This is a genomic window from Clostridium budayi (assembly GCF_055396605.1).
Genome location: NZ_AP042456.1, coordinates 2,725,001 through 2,748,994, shown reverse-complemented (window position 1 = coordinate 2,748,994; position 23,994 = coordinate 2,725,001). Strand labels below are relative to the sequence as shown.

The 23,994-nt window shown below is 29.9% G+C and carries 19 protein-coding genes, 21 tRNA genes and 1 other annotated feature (1 of these 41 running past the window's edge); of the genes, 33 read left to right on the top strand and 7 right to left on the bottom strand.

Annotation, left to right across the window (positions count from 1 at the left end; translation table 11 throughout):
* Positions 1-354: 354 nt before the first annotated feature.
* Positions 355-600, top strand: a binding site (T-box leader).
* A gap of 49 nt (positions 601-649) precedes the next feature.
* Together gltX and ACZ5TJ_RS13305 are read left to right on the top strand one after the other, a co-directional pair.
* Positions 650-2,308, top strand: coding sequence for a glutamate--tRNA ligase (gene gltX / locus ACZ5TJ_RS13310; protein WP_464200355.1), 1,659 nt, complete (start codon positions 650-652; stop codon positions 2,306-2,308).
* Positions 2,309-2,539: 231 nt separating this feature from the next.
* On the top strand, positions 2,540-4,390 hold the full coding sequence (locus ACZ5TJ_RS13305; protein WP_464200354.1) for an LTA synthase family protein: 1,851 nt from the start codon (positions 2,540-2,542) through the stop codon (positions 4,388-4,390).
* Positions 4,391-4,465: 75 nt separating this feature from the next.
* Here ACZ5TJ_RS13305 and ACZ5TJ_RS13300 read toward each other — a convergent pair whose 3' ends face one another.
* The 3 genes from ACZ5TJ_RS13300 to ACZ5TJ_RS13290 all read right to left on the bottom strand — a co-directional run bounded on the left by ACZ5TJ_RS13300 (position 4,466) and on the right by ACZ5TJ_RS13290 (position 7,989).
* The gene (locus ACZ5TJ_RS13300) at positions 4,466-6,124 is read right to left on the bottom strand and encodes a glutamine--tRNA ligase/YqeY domain fusion protein (RefSeq protein ID WP_464200353.1); all 1,659 of its coding nucleotides are present in this window, start codon (positions 6,122-6,124) and stop codon (positions 4,466-4,468) included.
* 278 nt (positions 6,125-6,402) lie between these two features.
* Positions 6,403-7,029, bottom strand: coding sequence for a superoxide dismutase (locus ACZ5TJ_RS13295; RefSeq protein WP_464200352.1), 627 nt, complete (start codon positions 7,027-7,029; stop codon positions 6,403-6,405).
* Positions 7,030-7,080: 51 nt separating this feature from the next.
* Positions 7,081-7,989 carry a radical SAM protein gene (locus tag ACZ5TJ_RS13290; RefSeq protein WP_464200351.1) on the bottom strand — a complete coding sequence of 303 codons (909 nt, stop codon included), beginning with the start codon at positions 7,987-7,989 and terminating at the stop codon, positions 7,081-7,083.
* Positions 7,990-8,174: 185 nt separating this feature from the next.
* On the opposite strand from ACZ5TJ_RS13290, the gene ACZ5TJ_RS13285 reads away from it, so the two are divergent.
* The 3 genes from ACZ5TJ_RS13285 (at position 8,175) to ACZ5TJ_RS13275 (ending at position 10,194) form a co-directional block, all read left to right on the top strand.
* A complete protein-coding gene (locus ACZ5TJ_RS13285) occupies positions 8,175-8,756 on the top strand; it encodes a pentapeptide repeat-containing protein (protein WP_464200350.1) in 582 nt (193 codons plus the stop codon).
* A gap of 25 nt (positions 8,757-8,781) precedes the next feature.
* Positions 8,782-9,594 (top strand): AAC(3) family N-acetyltransferase, encoded by an 813-nt coding sequence (locus tag ACZ5TJ_RS13280; RefSeq protein ID WP_464200349.1) that lies wholly within the window; start codon positions 8,782-8,784, stop codon positions 9,592-9,594.
* 117 nt (positions 9,595-9,711) lie between these two features.
* The gene (locus tag ACZ5TJ_RS13275) at positions 9,712-10,194 is read left to right on the top strand and encodes an HdeD family acid-resistance protein (protein WP_464200348.1); all 483 of its coding nucleotides are present in this window, start codon (positions 9,712-9,714) and stop codon (positions 10,192-10,194) included.
* Positions 10,195-10,260: 66 nt separating this feature from the next.
* Here ACZ5TJ_RS13275 and ACZ5TJ_RS13270 read toward each other — a convergent pair whose 3' ends face one another.
* The gene (locus ACZ5TJ_RS13270) at positions 10,261-10,716 is read right to left on the bottom strand and encodes a hypothetical protein (protein WP_464200347.1); all 456 of its coding nucleotides are present in this window, start codon (positions 10,714-10,716) and stop codon (positions 10,261-10,263) included.
* A 139-nt stretch (positions 10,717-10,855) separates the two neighbouring features.
* Between ACZ5TJ_RS13270 and pcrA the strand changes: the two genes are divergently transcribed.
* From pcrA to ACZ5TJ_RS13255, 3 genes are read left to right on the top strand one after another with little or no spacing between them, the layout of a single operon-like run.
* Entirely contained in the window at positions 10,856-13,120 is a 2,265-nt protein-coding gene (gene pcrA, locus ACZ5TJ_RS13265) for a DNA helicase PcrA (RefSeq protein WP_464200346.1), read from the top strand.
* Between the two features lie 24 nt (positions 13,121-13,144).
* Entirely contained in the window at positions 13,145-15,136 is a 1,992-nt protein-coding gene (gene ligA / locus ACZ5TJ_RS13260) for an NAD-dependent DNA ligase LigA (RefSeq protein WP_464200345.1), read from the top strand.
* Positions 15,137-15,142: 6 nt separating this feature from the next.
* Positions 15,143-15,415 carry a hypothetical protein gene (locus ACZ5TJ_RS13255; protein WP_464200344.1) on the top strand — a complete coding sequence of 91 codons (273 nt, stop codon included), beginning with the start codon at positions 15,143-15,145 and terminating at the stop codon, positions 15,413-15,415.
* A 35-nt stretch (positions 15,416-15,450) separates the two neighbouring features.
* Here the strand turns inward: ACZ5TJ_RS13255 and ACZ5TJ_RS13250 are convergent, their stop codons facing one another.
* Positions 15,451-15,726: a hypothetical protein gene (locus ACZ5TJ_RS13250; RefSeq protein WP_464200343.1), complete on the bottom strand. Its 276-nt coding sequence runs from the start codon at positions 15,724-15,726 to the stop codon at positions 15,451-15,453.
* 143 nt (positions 15,727-15,869) lie between these two features.
* Here ACZ5TJ_RS13250 and ACZ5TJ_RS13245 point away from each other — a divergent pair, with 143 nt between their 5' ends.
* Positions 15,870-17,357 carry an ABC transporter substrate-binding protein gene (locus ACZ5TJ_RS13245; RefSeq protein ID WP_464200342.1) on the top strand — a complete coding sequence of 496 codons (1,488 nt, stop codon included), beginning with the start codon at positions 15,870-15,872 and terminating at the stop codon, positions 17,355-17,357.
* Between the two features lie 38 nt (positions 17,358-17,395).
* On the opposite strand, the gene ACZ5TJ_RS13240 is transcribed toward ACZ5TJ_RS13245, so the two are convergent.
* The gene (locus tag ACZ5TJ_RS13240) at positions 17,396-18,985 is read right to left on the bottom strand and encodes a hypothetical protein (protein WP_464200341.1); all 1,590 of its coding nucleotides are present in this window, start codon (positions 18,983-18,985) and stop codon (positions 17,396-17,398) included.
* Positions 18,986-19,084: 99 nt separating this feature from the next.
* Here ACZ5TJ_RS13240 and rph point away from each other — a divergent pair, with 99 nt between their 5' ends.
* The 24 genes from rph to ACZ5TJ_RS13120 all read left to right on the top strand — a co-directional run bounded on the left by rph (position 19,085) and on the right by ACZ5TJ_RS13120 (position 23,304).
* Positions 19,085-19,831, top strand: coding sequence for a ribonuclease PH (rph, locus tag ACZ5TJ_RS13235; protein WP_039313242.1), 747 nt, complete (start codon positions 19,085-19,087; stop codon positions 19,829-19,831).
* A complete protein-coding gene (locus tag ACZ5TJ_RS13230) occupies positions 19,832-20,443 on the top strand; it encodes an XTP/dITP diphosphatase (protein ID WP_464200340.1) in 612 nt (203 codons plus the stop codon).
* Complete coding sequence (locus ACZ5TJ_RS13225) at positions 20,444-20,920, top strand: YfcE family phosphodiesterase (RefSeq protein WP_464200339.1); 477 nt, start codon at positions 20,444-20,446, stop codon at positions 20,918-20,920. It abuts the gene before it with no gap.
* A gap of 217 nt (positions 20,921-21,137) precedes the next feature.
* Positions 21,138-21,213 (top strand) — tRNA-Pro (locus tag ACZ5TJ_RS13220).
* 132 nt (positions 21,214-21,345) lie between these two features.
* Positions 21,346-21,419: transfer RNA gene (locus tag ACZ5TJ_RS13215), tRNA-Gly, on the top strand.
* A gap of 76 nt (positions 21,420-21,495) precedes the next feature.
* Positions 21,496-21,572 (top strand) — tRNA-Arg (locus ACZ5TJ_RS13210).
* 4 nt (positions 21,573-21,576) lie between these two features.
* Positions 21,577-21,652: transfer RNA gene (locus ACZ5TJ_RS13205), tRNA-Pro, on the top strand.
* Between the two features lie 33 nt (positions 21,653-21,685).
* Positions 21,686-21,759, top strand: a tRNA-Gly gene (locus tag ACZ5TJ_RS13200).
* Positions 21,760-21,763: 4 nt separating this feature from the next.
* Positions 21,764-21,840: transfer RNA gene (locus ACZ5TJ_RS13195), tRNA-Arg, on the top strand.
* A gap of 3 nt (positions 21,841-21,843) precedes the next feature.
* Positions 21,844-21,919: transfer RNA gene (locus ACZ5TJ_RS13190), tRNA-Lys, on the top strand.
* An 8-nt stretch (positions 21,920-21,927) separates the two neighbouring features.
* A tRNA-His gene (locus tag ACZ5TJ_RS13185) sits at positions 21,928-22,003 on the top strand.
* Between the two features lie 3 nt (positions 22,004-22,006).
* A tRNA-Gln gene (locus ACZ5TJ_RS13180) sits at positions 22,007-22,081 on the top strand.
* Between the two features lie 7 nt (positions 22,082-22,088).
* Positions 22,089-22,164: transfer RNA gene (locus tag ACZ5TJ_RS13175), tRNA-Lys, on the top strand.
* Positions 22,165-22,177: 13 nt separating this feature from the next.
* Positions 22,178-22,261 (top strand) — tRNA-Leu (locus ACZ5TJ_RS13170).
* A gap of 20 nt (positions 22,262-22,281) precedes the next feature.
* Positions 22,282-22,356, top strand: a tRNA-Gly gene (locus ACZ5TJ_RS13165).
* Positions 22,357-22,361: 5 nt separating this feature from the next.
* Positions 22,362-22,435: transfer RNA gene (locus ACZ5TJ_RS13160), tRNA-Gly, on the top strand.
* A gap of 4 nt (positions 22,436-22,439) precedes the next feature.
* Positions 22,440-22,516, top strand: a tRNA-Arg gene (locus ACZ5TJ_RS13155).
* A gap of 4 nt (positions 22,517-22,520) precedes the next feature.
* Positions 22,521-22,596 (top strand) — tRNA-His (locus ACZ5TJ_RS13150).
* 3 nt (positions 22,597-22,599) lie between these two features.
* Positions 22,600-22,674: transfer RNA gene (locus ACZ5TJ_RS13145), tRNA-Gln, on the top strand.
* 7 nt (positions 22,675-22,681) lie between these two features.
* Positions 22,682-22,757 (top strand) — tRNA-Lys (locus tag ACZ5TJ_RS13140).
* 13 nt (positions 22,758-22,770) lie between these two features.
* A tRNA-Leu gene (locus ACZ5TJ_RS13135) sits at positions 22,771-22,854 on the top strand.
* A gap of 20 nt (positions 22,855-22,874) precedes the next feature.
* A tRNA-Gly gene (locus ACZ5TJ_RS13130) sits at positions 22,875-22,949 on the top strand.
* Positions 22,950-22,954: 5 nt separating this feature from the next.
* Positions 22,955-23,028: transfer RNA gene (locus tag ACZ5TJ_RS13125), tRNA-Gly, on the top strand.
* A gap of 201 nt (positions 23,029-23,229) precedes the next feature.
* Positions 23,230-23,304: transfer RNA gene (locus ACZ5TJ_RS13120), tRNA-Arg, on the top strand.
* Positions 23,305-23,439: 135 nt separating this feature from the next.
* Here ACZ5TJ_RS13120 and ACZ5TJ_RS13115 read toward each other — a convergent pair.
* Positions 23,440-23,994 carry the 3' portion of an NAD(P)-dependent alcohol dehydrogenase gene (locus ACZ5TJ_RS13115; protein WP_464200338.1) on the bottom strand. It continues 504 nt past the right edge of the window, so only the last 555 of its 1,059 coding nucleotides appear in the window; the start codon falls outside the window, past its right edge; it ends in the stop codon at positions 23,440-23,442.

Sequence of the window (23,994 nt, the reverse complement as noted above, 5' to 3'; positions counted from 1 at the left end):
TAAATTTCCATAAAATGAATAAAAGTTATAAAATTACTTGCATTTTATAAACTAGTAACATATAATACTATTGCAAGGATAAATAAAAGGAATAAATAGCCCCCTTTTTATTTATTGCTTATTGCTAAAGCGCAACCTGGCCCCAAGGGTTGCGTTTTTTTGTTGCAAAAATATATAGTGTGTAAATAATTACATTTATATATTTTAATAATGCAATTTCACTTAAAATATGACATAATGTGTGAATAAAAAAAGTCACAATTATAAAATTATGAAATAATTATTTCATAATTTATGATGTTTACAATAATATTTAATAAGGGTATAATTATAAACGAAAGTTAGAATAATAATATATGTGCTATGAAGAAGAAGAGTATATGAACCTTTATTTCAAAGAGAGTTAGGAAATGGTGAGATCCTAATAAATAAAATCATAGAAGGAAGCTTTGGAGCGTAGAACCGAAAGAGAAATTTCTTGTAGTAAGTTCTGGGTTATCTCCCCTTATAGAGAAAGATAAGTGAACTTAAAGAATATATAATATTCTTTAGTTAATTTAGGTGGTACCGCGAGAAGTTAGTAGTCTTTTCGTCCTAAAAAGTTTAGGATGAAAAGGCTTTTTTTAATATAAGAAAGGTGATGAATGTAATGAGTAGAGAAGCATTAGCAAATTTAATCTTTAAAAAAGATTTAAAGACTAGAGAAGATTACTTAAAAGAATATGGAGATAGAAAAGTAGCAGAAGGAGCAAGAGTTTTAAGATATGCACCATCTCCAACTGGATTCCAACATATAGGCGGAGTTTATACTTCAATAATTAATGAAAGATTAGCTCATCAAAGTGGTGGAGTATTCTATTTAAGAATAGAAGATACTGACCAAAAGAGAGAAGTTGAAGGAGCTATAGAAGATACAATAGCTACAATGCATAATTTCGGTATGGATTTTGATGAAGGTCAAACAGGGGAAAATACTGATAAGGGAGCTTATGGTCCATATAAGCAAAGTGAAAGAAGAGATATATACCAAGCTTTTGCTAAAGACTTATTATTAAAAGGTCTTGCTTATCCATGTTTCTGTACAACAGAAGAATTAAATGAAATAAGAGAAAAGCAAATGGCTGAAAAAATTACTACAGGATACTATGGTAAATATGCAATATATAGAGACCTTCCTGTAGAAGAAGCAATAAAGAAAATTGAAAATGGTGAAGAATATATCATAAGATTAAAATCACCAGGAAAAGAAGATGCAAGAATAGAATTCCACGATTTAATAAAAGGAGATGTTTCATTCCCAGAAAATCTTCAAGATGTTGTTATAATTAAATCAGATGGACTTCCAACTTACCATTTCGCACACGTTATTGATGATGCTTTAATGCATACAACAGACGTAATAAGAGGAGAAGAATGGTTATCATCACTTCCAACACATCTTCAATTATTTGATGTTTTAGGATTTAAGAGACCAAACTATGCTCACGTTCCAACAATAATGAAAACAGAAAATGGTTCAAAGAGAAAGCTTTCAAAGAGAAAAGATCCAGAAAGTGCTGTAAGTTACTATAGAGAAGAAGGATATCCATCAGTTTCAGTTATAGAATACTTACTAAACATTATAAACTCAAGCTTTGAAGATTGGAGAGCTGAAAATCCAGATGCAGATTATCATGAATTCCCAGTTTCACTTGAAAAGATGAGTAAATCAGGAGCATTATTTGATATAGTTAAACTTCATGATGTAAGTAAAAATGTAATTTGTAAGATGAAACCTGAAGTAGTTTACGACTACTATGTAGCTTGGGCTAAAGACTTTGATAAAGAAATGTACGATTTAGTAACTAAAAAAGAAGCTATGATGAAAGAAGTATTCAACATAGATAAAGAAGGTCCAAAGCCAAGAAAAGACTTCGGTAAATGGAATGAAGTTCGTGAAAAGATATTCTACTTCTTTGATGAATTATTCGATAAAGAAACAGCAGAAGATGTAGAATTACCAAAGACTTTAAACTTAGAAGATGCTAAGAATATAATTGAAAACTATGCTAAAGTATATAACTTTAACACAGATCAAGAAACTTGGTTTGAAGAACTTAAAGCTTTAGCTGTAGAACTTGGATACGCAACAAATAGAAAAGAATATAAGAGCAATCCAGAAAACTTCAAAGGAATGGTTTCAGATGTTGCAGGAGCAGTAAGAGCAGCACTTACTCATAGAACAAATACACCTGATCTTTATACAATAATGCAAATAATGGGTGAAGATAAAGTTAGAGATAGATTTAAGAAATTCGCTAATATATAGAAAAAATATAATTTATTATATAAATTAAAAGCAAGAGAGAGACACATTTAGTTTTAAATAATAAAAATAAATGTGTCTTTTTTCATATATTTAAAAAAAAGTATTATAAAATTTAAAAAATATAGAATAAATTCAATAGGAAGTAAATTCTATATATTAAATAAGTACATTATGATATAATTATGTATGAATTTACACAAATTTTAAATTAAATAATTTGGAGGGGGACTTATGCAAATAATAAGTTATTTAATTCCTGGAGTAATAATAGCTCTTGCGAATTATCTTATATTTGAAAGAAAAAAAAGAATTTTAAGCACCATAAAGGATTTCATTATATGCTTAGTATTTCTTAATATAGTATCTTTAAGTATATTAAAGTTTGTATTAAATAAACATAATGTACTTAAAGGTAATATGTATAAAACTTCATTTTCAATTAAATATATTATATTTGCATTAATTTGCGGATTAATATATTTAGCTGTAAAAGGAATGATTAATTCAAAAGTAACTTTTGCTAAAGCGGAAGTTAAAGGAAGTTGGAAACTAACACTAATAAAAGTTATATCAGTTATATTTGTTGGTATAGGTGTATTTTTCGTATCATTTTCTAAATGGTTTATTGATTACTTTGGAAATATCACGCCAGAGCAATTTTTATTCAATTTAAATTCACCAATTAAAGGTACAAGCTCTGATATGTATGCGGAGATTATGATGACACCAGTATTTACAGGGGTGGCTTGTATTGTAATATTCTTAATAGTTTTAAACTTTAAATATGATGTATTTTTAAATATCAAAAATGTTAAAAGAAGAATATTAAATCAAAAATATTTAAGAATAATAACTTTTATATTCTCAATTATTTGCCTTGTTGGTGGAGTAACATATGGAGCAAAGAAATTAAGCTTAGATAAAGTTTATAAAGCTTATGTTTCAGATTCAAGTTACATAAAAGATAATTATGTCGATCCACGTAATGTTAAGATGTCTTTCCCAGAGAAGAAGAGAAATTTAATTCATATTTATTTAGAATCAGTAGAAAATTCATATCTATCTAAAGATTTAGGTGGATATATGAAGGAAAATTTAATGCCAGAACTTACTGAATTATCTAAGGAAGGAATTCACTTCTCAGAATCAAATAAATTTGGAGGACCATATCAAACTTATGGATCAAGTTGGTCAGTAGCATCAATGGTTAATATGAGTACAGGACTTCCTCTTAAGATTCCAATGGGGGGTAACTCTTATGGTAAATCAGGTAGCTTCTTACCAGGTGCTGTTAGTATAGGAGATATATTAAAAGCACAAGGATATGAACAAACAATAATGTTTGGTGCAGATGCTGACTTTGGAGGATTAACTACATTCTTTGGAACACATGGTGACTTTAACATATTTGACTATAAGGCTGCAAAAGAAAAGAAATTAATACCACAAGACTATAACGTTTGGTGGGGATTTGAAGACGATAAGTTATATAAATATGCTAAAGATGAAATAACACGTTTATCAAAGACTGGAAAGCCATTTAATTTCACAATGGAAACTGCAGATACGCACTTCCCAGATGGTTATTTATCAAAACATGCAGCTAAGAAACATGCATCACAATATGCAAATGTTATTTCTTACTCAACAAAAGAAGCAGTTAACTTCATAAAATGGATTCAAAAACAACCATTCTATAAGGATACAACAATAGTAGTAACAGGAGACCATTTAAGCATGGATAAGAAATTCTTTAAGGATTTTGATAAATCATATCATAGAACAGTATTTAACTTAATACTTAACCCAGCTACTACAACAACTAGAGTAAACAATAGAAAATTCTCACCAGTTGATATGTATCCAACAATTTTAGCAAGTATGGGTGTACAAATAGAAGGAGATAAATTAGGACTTGGAACAAATCTTTTCTCAGATAAACAAACATTAATAGAGAGAGATGGACTTAAGACAGTTCAAGAAGGATTTGAAGCTAAGAGTAACTTCTTTAATAACACATTTATTTCAGAAAAAATGAATAGTACATTTACTAATAAGCTTGTAACTGAAAGAAAGAATTAATAAATAATAATATATTTATTTTAAGAAAAAAAGTACCTTTAGAAATTTTCTAAAGGTACTTTTTTATTTAAAATATTATTTTAATTTAAATGAACTCTTAAGTGGAACGATTCTATTGAAGATTAACTTACCGTCTTTAGTATGTTTATCTACTGAGAAGAATCCGTTTCTAACCATTTGGAATTTATCTAGTGGTTTTGCTCCATTAATTGCAATTGGTTCTATGAATCCATTTAAAACTTGCATTGAATTTGGATTTATTTGTTCTAAGAAGTTCTTATCAACATTTCCATCTTCAACATCTAATATTAAAGGTTCATATAATCTAAATTCAGCAGGTACAGCATTTTTAGCATCAACCCAGTGAATTGTTCCTTTAACTTTTCTTCCTGTAAATCCAGAACCACTCTTAGTTTCAGGATCGTAAGTACAGTGAAGTTCTGTTACATTTCCGTCAGCATCCTTTATAACATCATTACACTTAATGAAGTAAGCTCCCATAAGTCTAACTTCGTTACCTGGGAATAATCTAAAGTACTTTTTAACTGGAACTTCCATGAAGTCATCTCTTTCAACATAGATTTCTCTTGAGAAAGGAACTTCTCTTGTTCCAAGTTCTTCGTTCTTTGGATTATTAGGAACTGGTAGCATTTCAGTTTTTCCTTCTGGATAGTTTGTTATTACAACCTTAAGTGGGTTCATAACAGCCATAGCAGTAGGAGCCTTAGTTTGAAGATCTTCTCTTAAGAAGTAATCAAGCATTTGAGCATCAACTACTGAATTATTTTTAGCAACACCAATAGCTGCGCAGAAGTTTCTTATTGATTCTGGAGTATATCCTCTTCTTCTAAGACCTGAAATAGTTGGCATTCTAGGGTCATCCCATCCATCAACTATTTTTTCATCAACTAATTGTTTAAGCTTTCTCTTACTCATAACAGTATTAGTCATGTTAAGTCTTGCAAACTCTATTTGTCTTGGGATGCTTTCCATTTCACATTCTCTAACAACCCAATCATATAAAGGTCTATGATCTTCGAATTCAAGAGTACAAATTGAGTGAGTTATTCCTTCTATAGCATCTTCAAGTGGATGAGCAAAGTCATACATTGGGTAGATGCACCATTTATCACCTGTATTATGGTGAATTGCATGTGAAATTCTATAAATTATAGGATCTCTCATATTCATATTAGGAGAAGCCATATCAATTTTTGCTCTTAAAACTTTTTCTCCATCTTTAAATTCACCTTTTCTCATTCTTTCAAAAAGGTCAAGATTTTCTTCTACAGATCTATTTCTATAAGGACTATCTTTACCAGGTTCAGTTAAAGTTCCTCTATATTCCTTCATTTCTTCAGGAGTTAAGTCACAAACGTATGCTAATCCCTTATTTATTAAAAGAAGAGCTCTTTTATACATTTCATCAAAATAACTTGATGCAAAGTGTAATTCATCCCAGTTACAACCAAGCCACTGTACATCTTCCTTAATTGATTCTACATATTCAGTATCCTCTTTAAGTGGATTTGTATCATCAAATCTTAAATTTGTTCTTCCCTTAAACTCATCACCAAGACCAAAGTTTAAAAGAATTGATTTAGCATGACCTATGTGTAGATAACCATTTGGTTCAGGTGGAAATCTAGTTATTATAGAATCATGTTTTCCGCTATCTAAATCTTCAATAATAATGTTTCTAATGAAGTTAGATGAATTTACATCATTTGACATAAATATTACCCCTCCTTAAATATATTTAAAAGGTTGCTATAAGCAATCTATAAGTTATGTCTATATATTACACATTTAACTTTAATTTTAATCCAATACGGCAAAAAAATAAAGTGAAACTTTTCCTTTATATAAGGGAAAGCAAGAAAATAAGCAATTTAAACTAATATATTGAAAAAAATGTAGAATATAATTAAAAGTTTATTATATAGATATATAATATTAAATAAAAAAGTCCTTTCTTAAGAAGGATATTATCTTAAGAAAGAACTTTTTTATTATTTATGACATGCTTTTAAATATCTTTCGTTTATAGCATCCCAGTTTATAAGGTTAAAGATATTGTTTAAGTAATCAACACGTAAATTTTGATATTTCAAATAATAAGCATGTTCCCAAACATCAATATTAAGTAGTGGTGTTTGTTCATTTGATAATGGGCAATTTTGATTAAGTGTAGATACTATTTCAAGCTTATTTTTCTTATTAAGAACAAGCCAGCCGTATCCAGAACCAAATTGAGCTAGGGAAGTAGCTACTAGTTTCTTTTTGAAATCTTCAAAAGAACCAAAAGCGGAGTCAATTGCTTTTCTTAACTCTCCAGTAGGTTCTCCACCTTTATTTGGGCCCATTGAATCCCAATAAAATTCATGGTTAAATACTCCGCCTCCGTTATTGATAACAGCTTGACGTATTTCCTTTGGAACTTTATCAATGTGTTTAAGTATGTCTTCTAAAGACTTAGATTGTAACTTTTCATGACCTTCTAAAGTTTTATTTAGATTATCAACATAAGTTTTTTGATGTTTGTCATGATGAATAGTTACAGTTCTTTCATCAATATAAGGCTCTAGTGCATCATAAGCATAAGGTAATGGTTTTAATGTGAATTTTTTTTGTTCCATAATATATCACCTCTATTTAGTATTTATATGAATTTAAAAAAACATATCAAATTATAATATTCCTTCTAAGTCAAAAGAGGGAACAAATTCATCTGTATTACTTCCACTTTCTTGGATGAAAGCATTCTTTACACCAATGCTTGCTGCATAATCAATTAAGCTATCATAAAGCTTTGGATTTAATGGTTTAGATAATTCTTTATACTTAAAAGCATTAAACATAGGAGTATATTGATTCATAATACTTATATAAACATTATCCCCAAAGTGTGAATAAATAGTATCAATAACTTTTTTAGAATCAAATAAAAGGCCTGGAAGCATAAGATGTCTAATTATTAATCCTTTAGTCATTCTTCCTTTTTCATCAAATTTATTTACTCCAACTTGTTTATACATTTCCTTTAGAATATTAATTACATTATCTCTATATCCAGGTGCTTTTGAATATTTAATTGCATATTTATCATCATAGTACTTAAAGTCTGGAAGATATACATCAATGTATCCATCAAGAGCTTTAATTGTATCTAGTGAATCATAGCCATTTGTATTATATAAAATAGGTATAGTTAAACCATTACTTTTTGCAATCTTTAAAGCTTCAATTATTTGTGGAACATAGTGAGTTGGAGTAACTAAATTTATATTGTTAGCTCCTTTAGATTGAAGATTTAAAAAAATATTAGAAAGTTCTAAGTTACTAATAAAAGCACCTTTATTTTCCTGACTTATTTCATGGTTTTGACAAAATACACATCTAAAATTACAATTTGAGAAAAATACTGTTCCAGATCCTGTATCTAATGAAATTGGTGGCTCTTCCCACATATGAAGATAAGCTTTTGAAGCTTTAACTTTATCTGTTGAATTACAGGCACCAGTTTCACCTTTTAATCTATTTACACCACAATTACGAATACATAAATTGCAGCTATTTAACATGTTCATATAATTCAAATATAATCACCTCATAAGTTGATTATAGTCTTAATATAGTATTTAATCAAAGTATGTTTTTAAATATATTGCTTTTATAAAAGTAAAAATATAGAATTAGAATATAAAATAGGGCATAGATAAAGTTTTAATTATAGAAAAAGCCCTTTTAATAAATATAATATTTAATAAAGGAGCTTTTTATTATGGAAATTTTTACAAGATTAGATTATGAAAGAGAAAAATTTGATAGATTAAATATTAGAAATGAAGAAATAAGAGAAATAAATTTTGAAGAATGTATTTTTGATAAGTGCGATTTTACAGGAAGTAATTTTCTAGAAGCTAATTTTGAAGACTGTACTTTTAAAGAATGTAATATTTCGTTAACTAAGTTTTATCATTCAAAATTTAGAGGAGTTAAGTTTATTGATTGTAAAATAGTTGGAGTAGATTTTACTAAGTGCGATAGATTTATAATCGACTTTGAATTTTTAAAATGTATTATACAAAGTTGTAGTTTTGCAGAACTTAAAATTCCAAAGACTAAGTTTATAGAGTGCAATATTTTTTCAAGTGATTTTATAAATGCAGATTTAAGAGGAGCTGATTTTTCAAGATCAAGTCTTGAAGAGAGTATATTTGAAAATACTAATTTATCTAAAGCAAATTTCATAGATTCATTAAATTATAGAATAAGCCCTGAGAGAAATAATATAAAAAAAGCTAAATTCTCTATGAGCGAAGTTATAAATCTTTTAGAAGAGTTTGATATTATTATTAAATAAAAATTAGATAGGGGAATTTTTAAAGATGAGTAGATTAGAACAAATAGTAGAAAGTACTAAAAAACTTCTTACAAAAAGTACTTTAATAGAAGAGTTTAAGAGGATTGGAATAGAGCGTGGAGATAATATAATGGTTCATTCTTCTTTAAGTAAATTAGGATATGTATGTGGGGGAGAAGTTACTGTTGTAGAAGCTCTTATGGATGTAGTAGGGGAAGATGGCACTATAGTTATGCCAACACACAGTGCTGATTATACTGACCCAATATTTTGGGGAGAACCTGCTGTTCCAAAAGAATGGTTTGAAGATATAAGAAAAGAGATGCCAGCATTTAATAAAGAAGTTACTCCTACATTTGGAATGGGGAGAATTGTTGAATGTTTCAGAAATTATAAAGGAGTAAAAAGAAGTTATCATCCTACAGTATCTTTTGCAGCTTATGGAAAGAATGCTGATTTTATTACAGAAAATCATAGTCTTGAATATTCATTAGGTGAGAACTCACCACTTGCTAGATTTTATGAGTTAGATGGTAAAGTTTTATTACTTGGTGTTGATTATGATAGCAATACATCATTCCATTTAGCAGAATATAGAGCAGGAAACTATACAAAAGCTATAAATGCATCCCCAATAATTGAAAATGGAGAAAGAGTATTTAAATCTTATGAAGATATAGAATTTAAGACAGAATTATTTATGTTTGCAGGAGAAGGTTTTGAAGAAAAATATAATGTTAAATTAGATAAGATAGGTAATGCAGATATAAAATTATTTAGTCAAAAAGAATGTGTTGATTACGCTACTGAATATTTTAAAGAATGTACTTTTTATTAAAATATTTAAAATAGACTTCAAGATGAATTAAAATTAATAGCAAAAAGTTTACAGTTTAAAGCTTCTAGTATCTATATAATTGAATTATAGAGGTTATATAGATAGGAGGAATTTATAATGAAGTGGTTATTTGTACTTGAAGGAATTTTACTTGCAATAGTCGGAATAATATTTTTCATGTATCCATTAGAAGCATTAATTGAACTTACAATGATTGTTGGAATATTTATATTAGTATCAGGTATTATCTCAATAATAAAATCATTTAAAGCAGATAGAAAAGGAATGTATATCTTTAATGGGGTAGTTGATATTCTATTTGGACTTACTTTATGGTTCTCACCAATATATTCATCAGAAATGTTAGTAATATTCTTTGGTGTTTGGGGATTAATAAGAGGAATATCATTATTAGTAGGTGAATTCCAATATAAAACAGCAGGATTTAACATAAATACTTTATATACAATAGTAATAATAATATTAAGTTTATTAGTAATATTATATCCAGTAATAGCATTAGCATTTACACCTATAATAATAGGAATTTATTTAATATTAATTGCAATATTTGAAATTTATTTATGTTTTAAATTTTAATATTTTAGATTTCAAATAAAAAAAGACTAATATATAAATGTTTAAGCACTTATATATTAGTCTTTTTTATTTGTTTTCTTTTGATAATTCTTCTATTTTAGGTGAATTAAAAAGAAGTCCACATACTTTATGGTCAGGATCATCTTCCTTAAAGGAGATAGATATTCTAACAGGTTCATCTTCATTTGTAAATTTTGCTTTATATAAAACATTAATTGTACCTTTTTGAACTTCTGCATCTACAAATTCTAAAGAGTTCTTTTCATAAGTTCCAACTGCATTCTGAATTGGCATAACTAAATTTAAAAATGCTGAATTGTCTGGAGTAAGCTCTTTCATTGTATCATCAAATTTTTCTGAAAAACCTTCATAGTTTAAATCAGCCATAGAATTTAATATATTTTTTGTTATGTTATCAGAATACTGCCTAACAGTAGTAGAATCATATTTTGATGAACATGATATTAAAGATAGAGATAAAATACCACCTATAATAAACGTAAAAAACTTCTTAATCTTCATAAAAAAATCCCCCAAGATTATATATATTAAATAGTTAAAAAGATTATACCACATTTTTACTAATAATTAAGTTTAAAGGCAACAATATAAATATGATGTATGATATAATATTTTAATACTAAGAAAGGAGGATGATGATTTGGACTTAAAATCATTATTAAATAAGGAACAGTATGAAGGTGCTGTAACTGTTGATGGGCAAGTTCTAATATTAGCAGGTGCAGGTTCAGGAAAAACAAGAGTTTTAACATATAGAATGGCACATATGATTGAGGATTTAGGAATTAAGCCTTGGAGTATATTAGCTATTACATTTACAAACAAAGCTGCTAGAGAAATGAAAGAAAGAGTTGAAGCACTTGTTGGAGAAAAAGCTAACGACATGTGGATATCAACTTTCCACTCAACTTGTGTAAGAATACTTAGAAGAGAAATTGATAAAATTGGTTATAAATCAAGTTTTACTATATATGATACAGCAGATCAAAAAACATTACTAAAAGAATGTATGAAGACTTTAAATATAAATGAAAAAGATATAACAATTCAAGAAATTATGGGTAAGATAGGTAGAGCAAAAGATAATATGCAAAGCCCAGCAAGTTTTATGAGAGAACATGAAAGTAATTTTAGAGAAAAGAAAATTGCTGATGTTTATGAAATGTATCAAAAAAGACTTAAAGAAAATAACGCCCTAGATTTTGATGACCTTATATTTAAAACTGTAGAGCTTTTTAAAAGCAACGAAGATGTACTAGAGTTTTATCAAAATAAATTTAAATATATTATGGTTGATGAGTATCAAGATACAAACGGTGCTCAATATGAATTCGTTAGACTTTTAGCTAAAAAATATAAGAATATATGTGTAGTTGGAGACGACGACCAATGTATATATGCATGGAGAGGGGCAGATGTAACTAATATTCTAGATTTTGAGAAAGATTATCCAGAATGTAAAGTTATAAAGCTTGAGCAAAACTACAGATCAAAAGGTAACATATTAAATGCTGCTAATGTAGTTATAGTTAATAACTCAAGAAGAAAGAGCAAAGCACTTAGAACTAACCAAGAGGCAGGAGATAAAATCAAAATTTATAGAGCATATTCTGATAAAGAAGAAGGAGATTTTGTAGCTAGACAAATAATAGATATAAAATCTAAATCAGATTGTGCAAATAAAGACTTTGCTGTCTTATATAGAACAAATGCACAATCACGTATATTTGAAGAAAGTTTTAGAAAAAGAGGTATTCCATATAAAATTGTTGGAGGAACTAAATTCTACGATAGAAAAGAAATTAAAGATATGCTTGCATACCTTAAAGTTCTTATAAATCCACAAGATGATATAAGTATAAAGAGAATTATAAATGTTCCAAAAAGAAGTATAGGTGATGCAACAGTTAACAAGGTTCAAGACTTTGCAGATAATTATGAATTAAATCTTTGGGATTCATTACTTGAAGTTAGAACAATTCCAACACTTACTCCAAGAAATTGTTCTTCAATAGAGAAATTCACAAATCTTATGGAAAACTTCATGATAATGTCAGAAAGCATGTCAGTTTCAATGCTTATAGAAACAATACTAAAAGATACTGGATACTTAGATGAACTTAAAAAATCAAATGAAATAGAAGACAAGAGCAGAATAGAAAACTTACAAGAATTAGTTTCTGATGCTGTTGATTTTGAAAAAAATAGTGATGATAAGAGTTTAAGTGCTTATTTAGAAAAAGTTTCATTAGTTCAAGATACTGAAAAGAATGAAAATGATGAAGATGATACAGTGGTTCTTATGACTTTACATAGTGCAAAAGGATTAGAGTTCCCTAATGTATTTATGGTTGGAATGGAAAATGGATTATTCCCGAGTATGAGTGATTTTGATAAAGAATCACAAATGGAAGAAGCAAGAAGACTTTGCTATGTTGGAATAACAAGAGCAAAAGAAACTCTTTATATGACTTCAGCAGAAGTTAGAAGAATATTTGGAAGAACTATGTCTTATAGTCAATCTGATTTTATAGGTGAAATAAAATCAGATTTAAAAGAGTATATCAATGAAAGAAGTACAACTGGTGTAAGTCATAGAGAAGGAATGTTTGGAACTTCACCTAGAGGCTCATTTAATAATCCACATAGTTTAAGAAATTCAATGACAAGAGGTTATGGAGCAAGTAATGTACAAAGTAGCATGAATAAGCCTAGCACTTCTAGTACATCACAAGCATCTATATCAGAAATAACTCTTGGAAGAAAAGTTAAGCATGAAAAGTTTGGAGAAGGTACTGTAGTTTCAGTTGCACCATCTGGAAATGATAAGAAACTTACAATAGCTTTTGATAAACAAGGAGTTAAAGTATTATTGTTATCAATGGCTAATTTACAACTTTTATAGATTTTAGGAGGCAAAAAATAGCTTATGGATAAAAAGATAAGAATGGAAGAACTTGTTTCTGAATTAAATAAGTATGCGTATGAATATTATACTTTAGATAATCCTTCAGTAAGTGATAAAGATTATGATAAAAAATATGATGAGCTTGTAGCCTTAGAAAAAGAATTAGGAATTGTATTACCATATTCACCAACAGTAAGAGTTGGTGATGTGGTTTTAGAAGGCTTTAAAAAGTATACACATAAAGGAAGACTTTGGAGTCTAGGAAAAGCACAAAGTATAGAAGAAATAATTGAATGGCACAATAGAAACGTTAAGTTTGTAGAAGAGGCTAGAAGAAATGGACAGGACCTACCTCCTTTAAAATATATTGCTACAAAGAAATTTGATGGTCTTACTGTTAATTTAACTTATGGAGAAGATGGAATATTAAATGTTGCAGCAACAAGAGGAACAGGAGCAGTTGGAGAAGATGTAACAGCTCAAGTTAAAACAATTAAGAGTATTCCACTTAAAGTAGAATGCAAAGATGTTTTTGAAGTACATGGAGAAGCTATAATGACTACTGAAGCTTTTGAAAAGTACAATAAAGAATCAGAAGTGCCTTTAAAGAATTTAAGAAATGGTGCAGCAGGAGCACTTAGAAATCTTAATGTACGTGAAACTGCAAAAAGAAATCTTTCAGCGTTTTTCTATGATGTTGGATATAAAGAAGGAACACAATTTAAGTCATACTTAGAAATGATGAATTTCATAAAAGATATGGGGTTCCCAGTAGATGATTACATTAAAGAATGTTCTACAATAGAAGATATTCAAAGAGAGATTGATTATATAAGAGATATAAGATTTGATTTAAATTATGATATAGATGGACTTGTTCTTGCAATTGATGATATGAGAACAAGAGAACTTTTAGGATACACAGTTAAGTTTCCAAAATGGGCAATTGCATATAAGTTTGAAGCGCAAGAGGCAACAACAAAACTTTTAGAAGTTGAATGGAATGTTGGTAGAAGCGGAAGAGTATCTCCAACTGCAATTTTAGATCCAGTTGAACTTGCAGGAGTAACTGTAAAAAGAGCAACTCTAAATAATATGGATGATATAAGAAGAAAAGGTGTTAGAATAGGTGCAGATGTCTTTGTAAGAAGAAGTAATGACGTAATACCTGAAATAATGGGAGTAGTTCCAGATAGCTTAGAAGGTTCAGAAGAAATAACACCACCAACTACTTGTCCTGCATGTGGAAGTCACTTAATTGATGAAGGAGCTCATATATTCTGTGAGAATACTTTATCTTGTAAGCCACAGCTAGTAAAAACTATAGTTCATTATGCATCAAGAGAAGCTATGAATATTGCAGGATTCTCAGAAAGAACAGCAGAGCAATTATTTGAAACTTTAAATATAAAATCAATAGGTGATTTATATAAGCTTAATAAAGAAGATTTAGTAAAATTAGAGAAGTTTGGACCGAAGAAAGCCCAAAATCTTTTAGATGCAATAGAAAATAGTAAGGATTGTAAGCTAGAAGCATTTATATATGCCCTTGGAATAAAAAATGTTGGTGCAAAGACTGCAAAAGATATAGTAAATAGATTCAAGTCAATTGATGGATTAAAGAATGCTACATTTGAACAATTAGTAGAAGTTCCTGATGTTGGGGATATAGTTGCAAGTTGTATTGTTGAATTCTTTAATGAAGATAAAGTAATTGAAACTATAAACGAGCTTTTAAGTCTTGGAGTAAAGCCAGTTTATGAAGAAAAAGAAATAATAGAAAGTGTATTTGAAGGTAAGACTGTTGTAGTAACAGGTACTATGGAAAAATACTCAAGAAAAGAAATAAAAGAAAAGCTAGAAACATTAGGAGCTAAAGTGGCTGGAAGTGTAAGTAAGAAAACAGATTATGTTGTCTATGGAAAAGAAGCTGGATCAAAGCTTACTAAAGCTCAAGATTTAGGAGTTAAAACAATATCAGAAGATGAGTTTGAAGAAATGATAGGAGGCTAATTAATTTTGAAAAAATTTATAAACATATTAAGCATAGCTTTAAGTGTTATAGCTTGTATAGTTATAATATGCACATTTTTAACTTCATATCAATTTTCTTATATAGCAGATATTTTTGATTCTTATTTAGCGATTCAAGTTATAGTAGCTATAACAATGGCTGTTTGGACTATTAGATTCTGGATGAATGAAAGAGGAAATAGAAAATATTTATATACAGCTATTAGTGGATGTATTACATTAGCATTAATTTCATTTATTTTTAGTATGATAAGATAAAAAAAGACTTCTGTGAAATGATCACAGAGGTCTTTTTAATTATCGTTACTCTCAAAATCCCTAATTTTATTCATATCAGATTTATTAAAATTTTGAGCGTTTTCTTCTGTTAAAAAGTCATCAAATGAAAGGTCTTGATTTGTTTTACAAAGTAAATCTAAATGGTGACTGATTTTCTCAAGAATATAATTTTTGTAGCGAAGTTGATTATAGGCCTTTAAGGCTACAATGAAAAGCCAAATTCCAATAAACATGAAAGTTAGCATGAAGATTATGCCTATAATGCATACTGAACCAGTTAAAAATTCCATCTTAACGCCTCCTAAAATATAGAATAATTATAGCACAATTATTTTATAAATTTAACCAAGAAACAAAAAAATATTCAATAAATGATTAGAAAATAAGCCCTTTGACAATAATTATGATAAGTAAACAGAAGGGGCGGTAGATTATGAAAAAGATAATAATATCTATTACTTTATCCGTTATAGTTATAATAACTATTTTAAGTTTTGTTGAGATAGATAATTCAGATGAAGATTCAAGTAATAACTCTATAGTATATGCAGTTAATTCAATACCAAATGAGCTTAAAGATGTAAGTAAACTATCAATTAGAGATGAAGATATAATCTGTGCAACAAGCAAAGGACTTGTTACTAAAGATAGTGAAGGTAAAATAATTCCATCTTTAGCAAGTGAGATAAATGTTAAAGATGATGGAATAGAATATGAGTTTAAAATAAGGGAAGATATATATTGGAGTGATGGGAGCAGAATAACTGCTGAAGATATTAGAGAGTTTTTTAGGGAGCTTTTAAAAGAAGATAAAGATGAAAATATTCAAAGCTTTTTAAATGTATATGGAGCTAAAGAATTTAGAGATGGAAAGGTCACTTTTGAAACAGGAGTTGCAATTAAAGCTACAGAAAATATTCTTAGTATAAGACTTAACAAGAAAGATGATAAATTTTTAGACGAATTAACTAAACCTCAATATAGAGTAAGAAAATATTTAATGATGTGGGATGATATTAAAAGTAATTATAATAGAATAGTATATTCAGGTGAATATAAAATAAGCAATATAACAAAAGATGGAATAGAACTAATTAAAAATTCTAATAGTGTAGAAAGCTCTAATGGAAGGATTAATATAATATCTGATGAAAATGAAGAGTTATCAATGGCAGCATTTGAAGTTGGAGATAGAGATGTTGTAGTTAATCCTCCTGCTAATCAGTTAAATAGATTAGAAGGAGAAGGAAGACTTAAAACATTTAATTCGGATAATGGGAAGTATGTATGTTTAAATTCAAATGATGATAAATTATCATTATCTCTTAGAAGGACTCTTTATTTTAATTTAAATATGGCAATTGGAGAGTATCAAGAGCAAAATAGTAATTCATTAGAACTTGCAGAAGGAAGTTACTTTAGGGAAGATAAAGATAACTTAGATAAGCTACAAAGTAGAAAAGTTATGACAAATAGCACATCTGCTAAACTACCAGAGATAATAACTATTTTAGGTATAGATAACAATGAAAATAGATCAATAGCTAAACATCTTCAAAAATGGTTTGAAGAGAATACAGAAAGTAAAGTAAGGTATACATTAGTGAATTTAGAAGAGTTTAACAATTTAGAACTTAGAAAAAGATACGATATAACACTAATTAGTGAAGTTGCGGATTCTAAAAATAAAGAGGAATTTTACGCAGCTCTAGAAAGCTATTATACTGAAAAAGAAAAGTCTCTTTATGAAAGTATTAAAAAAAGTAATAAACAAGATTTTAATGCTTTAGAAGAGCAGCTATTTAATAACTATACTATAGTGCCTTTGTTGTTTGAAAATAAAAATGTAGCAATATCAAAAACAATAAATAATATAGAATTTGATTTTTATGGAAATATAAATTTTGAAACATTAAAATAAGGTGTTGTTTTTTTACTCAACACCTTATTTTAATAAAATTAATCTTCTTTAATATTATTTTCATCATCTCTATTAATAGTATCGCTAGTAGAATCGTTTGTATCTTCATTTTTCTGATATTCAAATTCTTTATCTTCATTAGATTCAGTATTATCAATTAAATTTTCATTTTCAGTATCAGTATCAGAATCAGTTGAAGTATTACTTCTAGTAAGTAATTTTTTATCTTCATTAAATTCTAATGAATCTAGAAACATATCTTTAAATGCATGTATGAATGTAAAATATATAAACATATTTTTATAACTATCAAAAGATTTACGTGAAGTTTCAAAAGTATCCTTCTTTTTAGAATATGTTATATTTTTAAGGAAAATAGGACACATTCCAGTACTGTTTAATGTTGGTAGGTTTGGCATTCTAAAGAATGTTTCATCAAGCATATCTTTAGATAACATACTAGATTTTTTATATCTTTCTGCGTTATCTAAATCAGGTGCATCCGGCCAGCTAGTAATTATATTAGAATTTAATATATATTTTTTGTATATATTAGATATCCTTTGATTATATTCACGGGAGTTTCCTGATTTATTTGAGAATAATATAAATGCTATTAAATAGAAACAAATATCAAATGAAGTATATTTGATATCTTTCTTATCTGTAAGCTTTTGAATTATATTATTATCTTCATCATAAAGAGATAAAAGCTTATCCATTATTTCTGTATATTTCTCTTTAAAAGTTATTAAATTTGTATGTTCATATGAATATATTAAGTTAATCGCAAATAAAGAACACTCATCTAGTGAATCTACATAATAATCTTTTTCATCAAATTTATTCATAAGGAATTCTGATAAGTCAATTATTAAAGGCATTATATCTTCGTTTTTTGAGTAACTATAGAATAAATTAAATGCAAAAAGTATTTTAGATCCTTCATCGAAAGAAACGTTATAAAGAGCTTCTTTATAATCTAAAAACATTTGAAGTATTTGAAAAGCAAAATTTTCATAATCTTTTTTAGTATCAATGTCATCTGAATGAAGAGAATATAAATAGTAAGCATTCATCATAAATGCTTGATCACTAAATACAAACTTTCTATCCTTTTCGATTAAGTTACTATCTTTAGAGCTTGAATCGAACAAACTCTTTTTAGGAATGAATATTCCTTCAGAGTTTCTAAGGTTTTCATAATAAAAATCTAATTGTTCATGAGCAAGAGTTCTGTAAGCTGAAGCTAAATCATTTTCTTTACTCTTTCTTCTAAAACAAGAATAATAATCACTAAGTTCTAAAAGGGAAAGAGTTAAAAAAGCATTTGTGGTTGGATTAACTTCTCTTTTGAAAGTTGATGAATCAAAGCCATGAGAAGTCTTGCTATGCATAAATAGTGGTGATGATTTTTTATATAAGCATAATACTGGAGAAAATTTACTTAATATGCTAATATCTTTTGTAGATGTACCTTTTTTAGAATTTCTTGATGAAAAAATATATCCACATTTTGAATTTAAAGTAAGTATTTTAACAGCTTCTTTTGATAAATGAAAAAGCTGACCACATATTTCATCTTGTGATAGGCTATTCATTCGAAAAAATGGCCCTATATATCTCAAAATATTTCACCTCATATATATTTCTTATAATAATTAATATGAGTGAAGTCTAAAAAAAGTGCATAAATGTTAATAATTATATTTAAGGAGGCGTATTAAATGAGATGTGATGGGAGAAAAAACGATCAGATTAGAAATACTAAAATAACTAGAAATTATACTAAGTATGCGGAAGGGTCAGTTTATATAGAAGTTGGAGATACAAAAGTTTTATGTAATGTATCTATTGAAGATAAAGTTCCACCATTTTTAAAAGGAAGTGGGGAAGGATGGATAACCGCAGAATATAATATGCTTCCTAGAGCAACAGGAACAAGAAAAGTTAGAGATATAGCAAGATTAAAAATAGATGGAAGAACTATGGAGATTCAAAGATTAATAGGTAGAGCATTAAGATCAGTTGTTGACTTAAAAGCTTTAGGAGAAAAAACTCTTTGGGTAGATTGTGATGTAATACAAGCAGATGGAGGAACTAGAACTACATCAATAACAGGGGCTTTTATAGCTATGGTTGATGCAGTAAATAAACTTCATAAAGAAAAACCATTTAAAGTATATCCTATAAGAAATTTTGTTGCTGCAACTAGCGTAGGGATAGTAAACGATGAAAAGATAATAGATTTATGCTATGAAGAAGATTCAAATGCAAAAGTTGATATGAATGTAATAGTTACTGATGAAGGAGAATTTGTTGAAGTTCAAGGAACAGGTGAAGAGGCTCCAATGAAAAGATCAGAGCTTAATGAACTTTTAGATTTAGGAGAAAAGGGAATAAAGCAAATGATAGCACTTCAGAAAAATGCTTTAAAGATGGATGCATTATGGATTGGAACAGGAGGAAACTAAATGAGAAAACTTATACTTGCAAGTAATAATCAAAAAAAGATAAAAGAGATAAAAGAAATATTATCAAATATAGATATAGAAGTAAGATCATTAAAAGATGAAAATATAGATATAGATGTAGTTGAAGATAAAGATACATTTGAAGGTAATGCAAGAAAAAAGGCTACTGAAATAAGAGAGTATTTAATAAGTAAAGGTAATAAAGACTTTATAGTTATGTCAGATGACTCAGGATTAGAAGTAGACTATTTAAATGGAGAGCCAGGAGTATATTCAGCTAGATATTCTGGAGAACATGGAAATGATACTAAAAATAACGAAAAGCTTCTTAGAGAATTAGAAAATGTTCCAATGGAAAAGAGAGATGCTAAGTTTGTTTGTCATATAGCATTAATTAATAGTGATGGAAAAGAGCTTAACGTTAGAGGAGAAGTTAAAGGAAAGATATTAGAGAGTCTAAATGGTAATGGAGGATTTGGATATGATCCATTATTCTATTATGAAGATTGTGATAAAACATTTGGAGAAATGTCAGCAGAAGAGAAGAACAAGATAAGTCACAGGGGAAAAGCTCTAGAAAAATTAAAAGAGAGAATTTACGAGGTGATATAGATGTTAATTGCAGTTGTTAGTGATACACATAGAATAGATAGAGATATAGATGTAGTTAAAAAGAAGATAGCGAGTGCTGATATTCTTATACATTTAGGAGACAATGTAGATGATGTAGAGAAGTTAAGTGAAGGATTTAATGGGGAAGTATATGCTGTATTAGGAAATTGTGATTATAGCTCTGACCATCCAATTGAAAGAGTTATAGATATAAAAGGAGTTAAAATCTTTGCAACACACGGGCACAATTATAATGTGAAGTATGGATTAAACAATATATATTACAAGACAAAAGAGGTTGGAGCAGATATAGGACTATTTGGTCATACTCATCAAGAACTAATAATTAGAGAAAATGGAATCTTATTAATGAATCCAGGTAGCCCATCACTGCCTAGAGGTAGAGGAAGATCAATAGGTTTTATAACGATTAATGACGAAAAAGAGATTGAGGCTAGATTAGAGTGTATAGAATAGACTATTTATGGTGATAATTTGTTAATGAATTGTAGTTTATGTTAATAGATTGATTACATAATACTCGTCCTGTTTTTAAATTATAAATGATTTAATTTTATTAGAATTTCTTCAAAAAAAGTATTGACGGATTAAGCATCATACTGTAGAATAGTCATTGTCGTTGCGAGAGACAACACCGGGAAACGAGATTTGTGAGCGACGATGAATGACTTACCGGGGTGTGGCGCAGATGGTAGCGCGCATGGTTTGGGACCATGAGGTCGCAGGTTCGAGACCTGTCACCCCGACCACTTAAATTTTTCAAGAAATTGTTCAAAACAAAGACTTGACAAATTTCTCAAAAGCCTGTATAACTAATAAGGCAGGTTGCTTCAACAACTTAAGAAAACTTGAGAAAGAAACTTAAGTTGAAGAACAAACATGCGGGTGTTGCTTAATGGTAAAGCCCTAGCCTTCCAAGCTAGTCACGAGGGTTCGATTCCCTTCACCCGCTCCACTTTATCAAGTAGCTTTTGAAAAAAAGCACTTGACAAACAAAATTGAATGGTTTAAAATAATAAACGTTCTGAAATGCGTCTTTAGCTCAGCTGGATAGAGCAACGCCCTTCTAAGGCGTGGGCCAGGAGTTCGAATCTCTTAAGACGCACCATTTTCGGGGTGTGGCGCAGATGGTAGCGCGCATGGTTTGGGACCATGAGGTCGCAGGTTCGAGACCTGTCACCCCGACCATTTAAAATTAAACATTTTAAAGAAACACTTTATGCGGGTGTTGCTTAATGGTAAAGCCCTAGCCTTCCAAGCTAGTCACGAGGGTTCGATTCCCTTCACCCGCTCCAATATGCGTCTTTAGCTCAGCTGGATAGAGCAACGCCCTTCTAAGGCGTGGGCCAGGAGTTCGAATCTCTTAAGACGCACCATATGTGCCATTAGCTCAGTTGGTAGAGCACCTGACTCTTAATCAGGGTGTCCAGGGTTCGACCCCCTGATGGCGCACCAAATAAGTGGTGAATGTAGTTCAGTTGGTAGAGCGCCAGATTGTGGTTCTGGTTGTCGTGGGTTCGAGTCCCATCATTCACCCCATGTAGGGATATCGCCAAGCGGTAAGGCACCACACTTTGACTGTGGTATTCGTAGGTTCAAATCCTGCTATCCCTGCCAAACTTATGGTTCACTAGCTCAGTCGGTAGAGCACATGACTTTTAATCATGGTGTCCCGGGTTCGATTCCCGGGTGAGCCACCAATTAATTAAATACGCAGGTGTGGCGGAATTGGCAGACGCACTAGACTTAGGATCTAGCGCCTTAGGCGTGGGGGTTCGACTCCCTTCACCTGCACCATTTAATTAAATATAAATTATGCGGAAGTGGCTCAATGGTAGAGCGCCACCTTGCCAAGGTGGATGTTGCGGGTTCGAGTCCCGTCTTCCGCTCCATATATGCGGGTGTTGCTTAATGGTAAAGCCCTAGCCTTCCAAGCTAGTCACGAGGGTTCGATTCCCTTCACCCGCTCCAATATGCGTCTTTAGCTCAGCTGGATAGAGCAACGCCCTTCTAAGGCGTGGGCCAGGAGTTCGAATCTCTTAAGACGCACCATTTGGTGAATGTAGTTCAGTTGGTAGAGCGCCAGATTGTGGTTCTGGTTGTCGTGGGTTCGAGTCCCATCATTCACCCCATGTAGGGATATCGCCAAGCGGTAAGGCACCACACTTTGACTGTGGTATTCGTAGGTTCAAATCCTGCTATCCCTGCCAAACTTATGGTTCACTAGCTCAGTCGGTAGAGCACATGACTTTTAATCATGGTGTCCCGGGTTCGATTCCCGGGTGAGCCACCAATTAATTAAATAAGCAGATGTGGCGGAATTGGCAGACGCACTAGACTTAGGATCTAGCGCCTTAGGCGTGGGGGTTCGACTCCCTTCATCTGCACCATTTAATTAAATATAAATTATGCGGAAGTGGCTCAATGGTAGAGCGCCACCTTGCCAAGGTGGATGTTGCGGGTTCGAGTCCCGTCTTCCGCTCCATATATGCGGGTGTTGCTTAATGGTAAAGCCCTAGCCTTCCAAGCTAGTCACGAGGGTTCGATTCCCTTCACCCGCTCCAATAAACAACTAATATTAGTTGTTTTTTTTATCCTTAAAATCTAGAAATGTTTGATAAAATCCACAAATCATAAAAAGATATCCACAAAAAACAACTATAAAAATTTGTTTCTTGTGGATATCTTTTGTTTTCTTGTGTAAACATTATCTTAAAATGTGTGTAAAAATAAAGTATAATGGTAGTAAAATCATAAATCAATTTGCATCTATAACTCAGTTAGGATAGAGTAGTGGACTTCGAATCCAAAGGTCGGGGGTTCAAATCCCTCTAGGTGCACTTAATTAAAGGGTTATACGTTCTGTATAGCCCTTATTTTTATAGTAGTTGTGCAATAGAAAATATAATTTTAAGAAGTATAAAAAAAGTATAGATTTTTAAGATTAAAAATCTATACTTTTTCATTAATTTTTGTTATTTAATAAAAACAACTGGTTTAATCAAATCTTTTGGCTTGTCCTTCATCATAAGAAGTGCATCCTCTACTTTATCAAATCCATTGAAACGGTGTGTTATTAATTTAGAAGGATCTATACGTTTTGTTTCAATTAATGAAATTAATTTTTCCATACGTAAACGTCCTCCAGGCATTAATCCAGCAGAAATTTGCTTATGCGCCATTCCACATCCCCATTCAACACGTGGGATTTTTATATAATCACCTTCACCAAGATAATTTACATTTCCAATTTTTCCACCTGGTTTAAGTACTTTAATAGCTGTACTGAAAGTATCTACATCTCCACCAGCGATAATAACTTTATCTACACCTTTTCCATTTGTTAGATTCATAACTTGATCTTCAATTGAACCATTTTTATAATTAATTATATGTGTAGCACCATATTCCTTAGCGATTTCAATACAGTTTGGTCTACTTCCAACAGCATAGATTTCAGAGGCACCTCTGATTGCTGCACCAGCTACTGACATAAGGCCAACTGGACCAATTCCTATAACAAGTACTTT

Coding starts and splice junctions, on each gene's coding strand:
- gltX (WP_464200355.1), top strand. CDS start 650: ATGAGTAGAGAAGCATTAGCAAATTTAATCTTTAAAAAAGATTTAAAG.
- ACZ5TJ_RS13305 (WP_464200354.1), top strand. CDS start 2,540: ATGCAAATAATAAGTTATTTAATTCCTGGAGTAATAATAGCTCTTGCG.
- ACZ5TJ_RS13300 (WP_464200353.1), bottom strand. CDS start 6,124: ATGTCAAATGATGTAAATTCATCTAACTTCATTAGAAACATTATTATT.
- ACZ5TJ_RS13295 (WP_464200352.1), bottom strand. CDS start 7,029: ATGGAACAAAAAAAATTCACATTAAAACCATTACCTTATGCTTATGAT.
- ACZ5TJ_RS13285 (WP_464200350.1), top strand. CDS start 8,175: ATGGAAATTTTTACAAGATTAGATTATGAAAGAGAAAAATTTGATAGA.
- ACZ5TJ_RS13280 (WP_464200349.1), top strand. CDS start 8,782: ATGAGTAGATTAGAACAAATAGTAGAAAGTACTAAAAAACTTCTTACA.
- ACZ5TJ_RS13275 (WP_464200348.1), top strand. CDS start 9,712: ATGAAGTGGTTATTTGTACTTGAAGGAATTTTACTTGCAATAGTCGGA.
- ACZ5TJ_RS13270 (WP_464200347.1), bottom strand. CDS start 10,716: ATGAAGATTAAGAAGTTTTTTACGTTTATTATAGGTGGTATTTTATCT.
- ligA (WP_464200345.1), top strand. CDS start 13,145: ATGGATAAAAAGATAAGAATGGAAGAACTTGTTTCTGAATTAAATAAG.
- ACZ5TJ_RS13250 (WP_464200343.1), bottom strand. CDS start 15,726: ATGGAATTTTTAACTGGTTCAGTATGCATTATAGGCATAATCTTCATG.
- ACZ5TJ_RS13245 (WP_464200342.1), top strand. CDS start 15,870: ATGAAAAAGATAATAATATCTATTACTTTATCCGTTATAGTTATAATA.
- rph (WP_039313242.1), top strand. CDS start 19,085: ATGAGATGTGATGGGAGAAAAAACGATCAGATTAGAAATACTAAAATA.
- ACZ5TJ_RS13230 (WP_464200340.1), top strand. CDS start 19,832: ATGAGAAAACTTATACTTGCAAGTAATAATCAAAAAAAGATAAAAGAG.
- ACZ5TJ_RS13225 (WP_464200339.1), top strand. CDS start 20,444: ATGTTAATTGCAGTTGTTAGTGATACACATAGAATAGATAGAGATATA.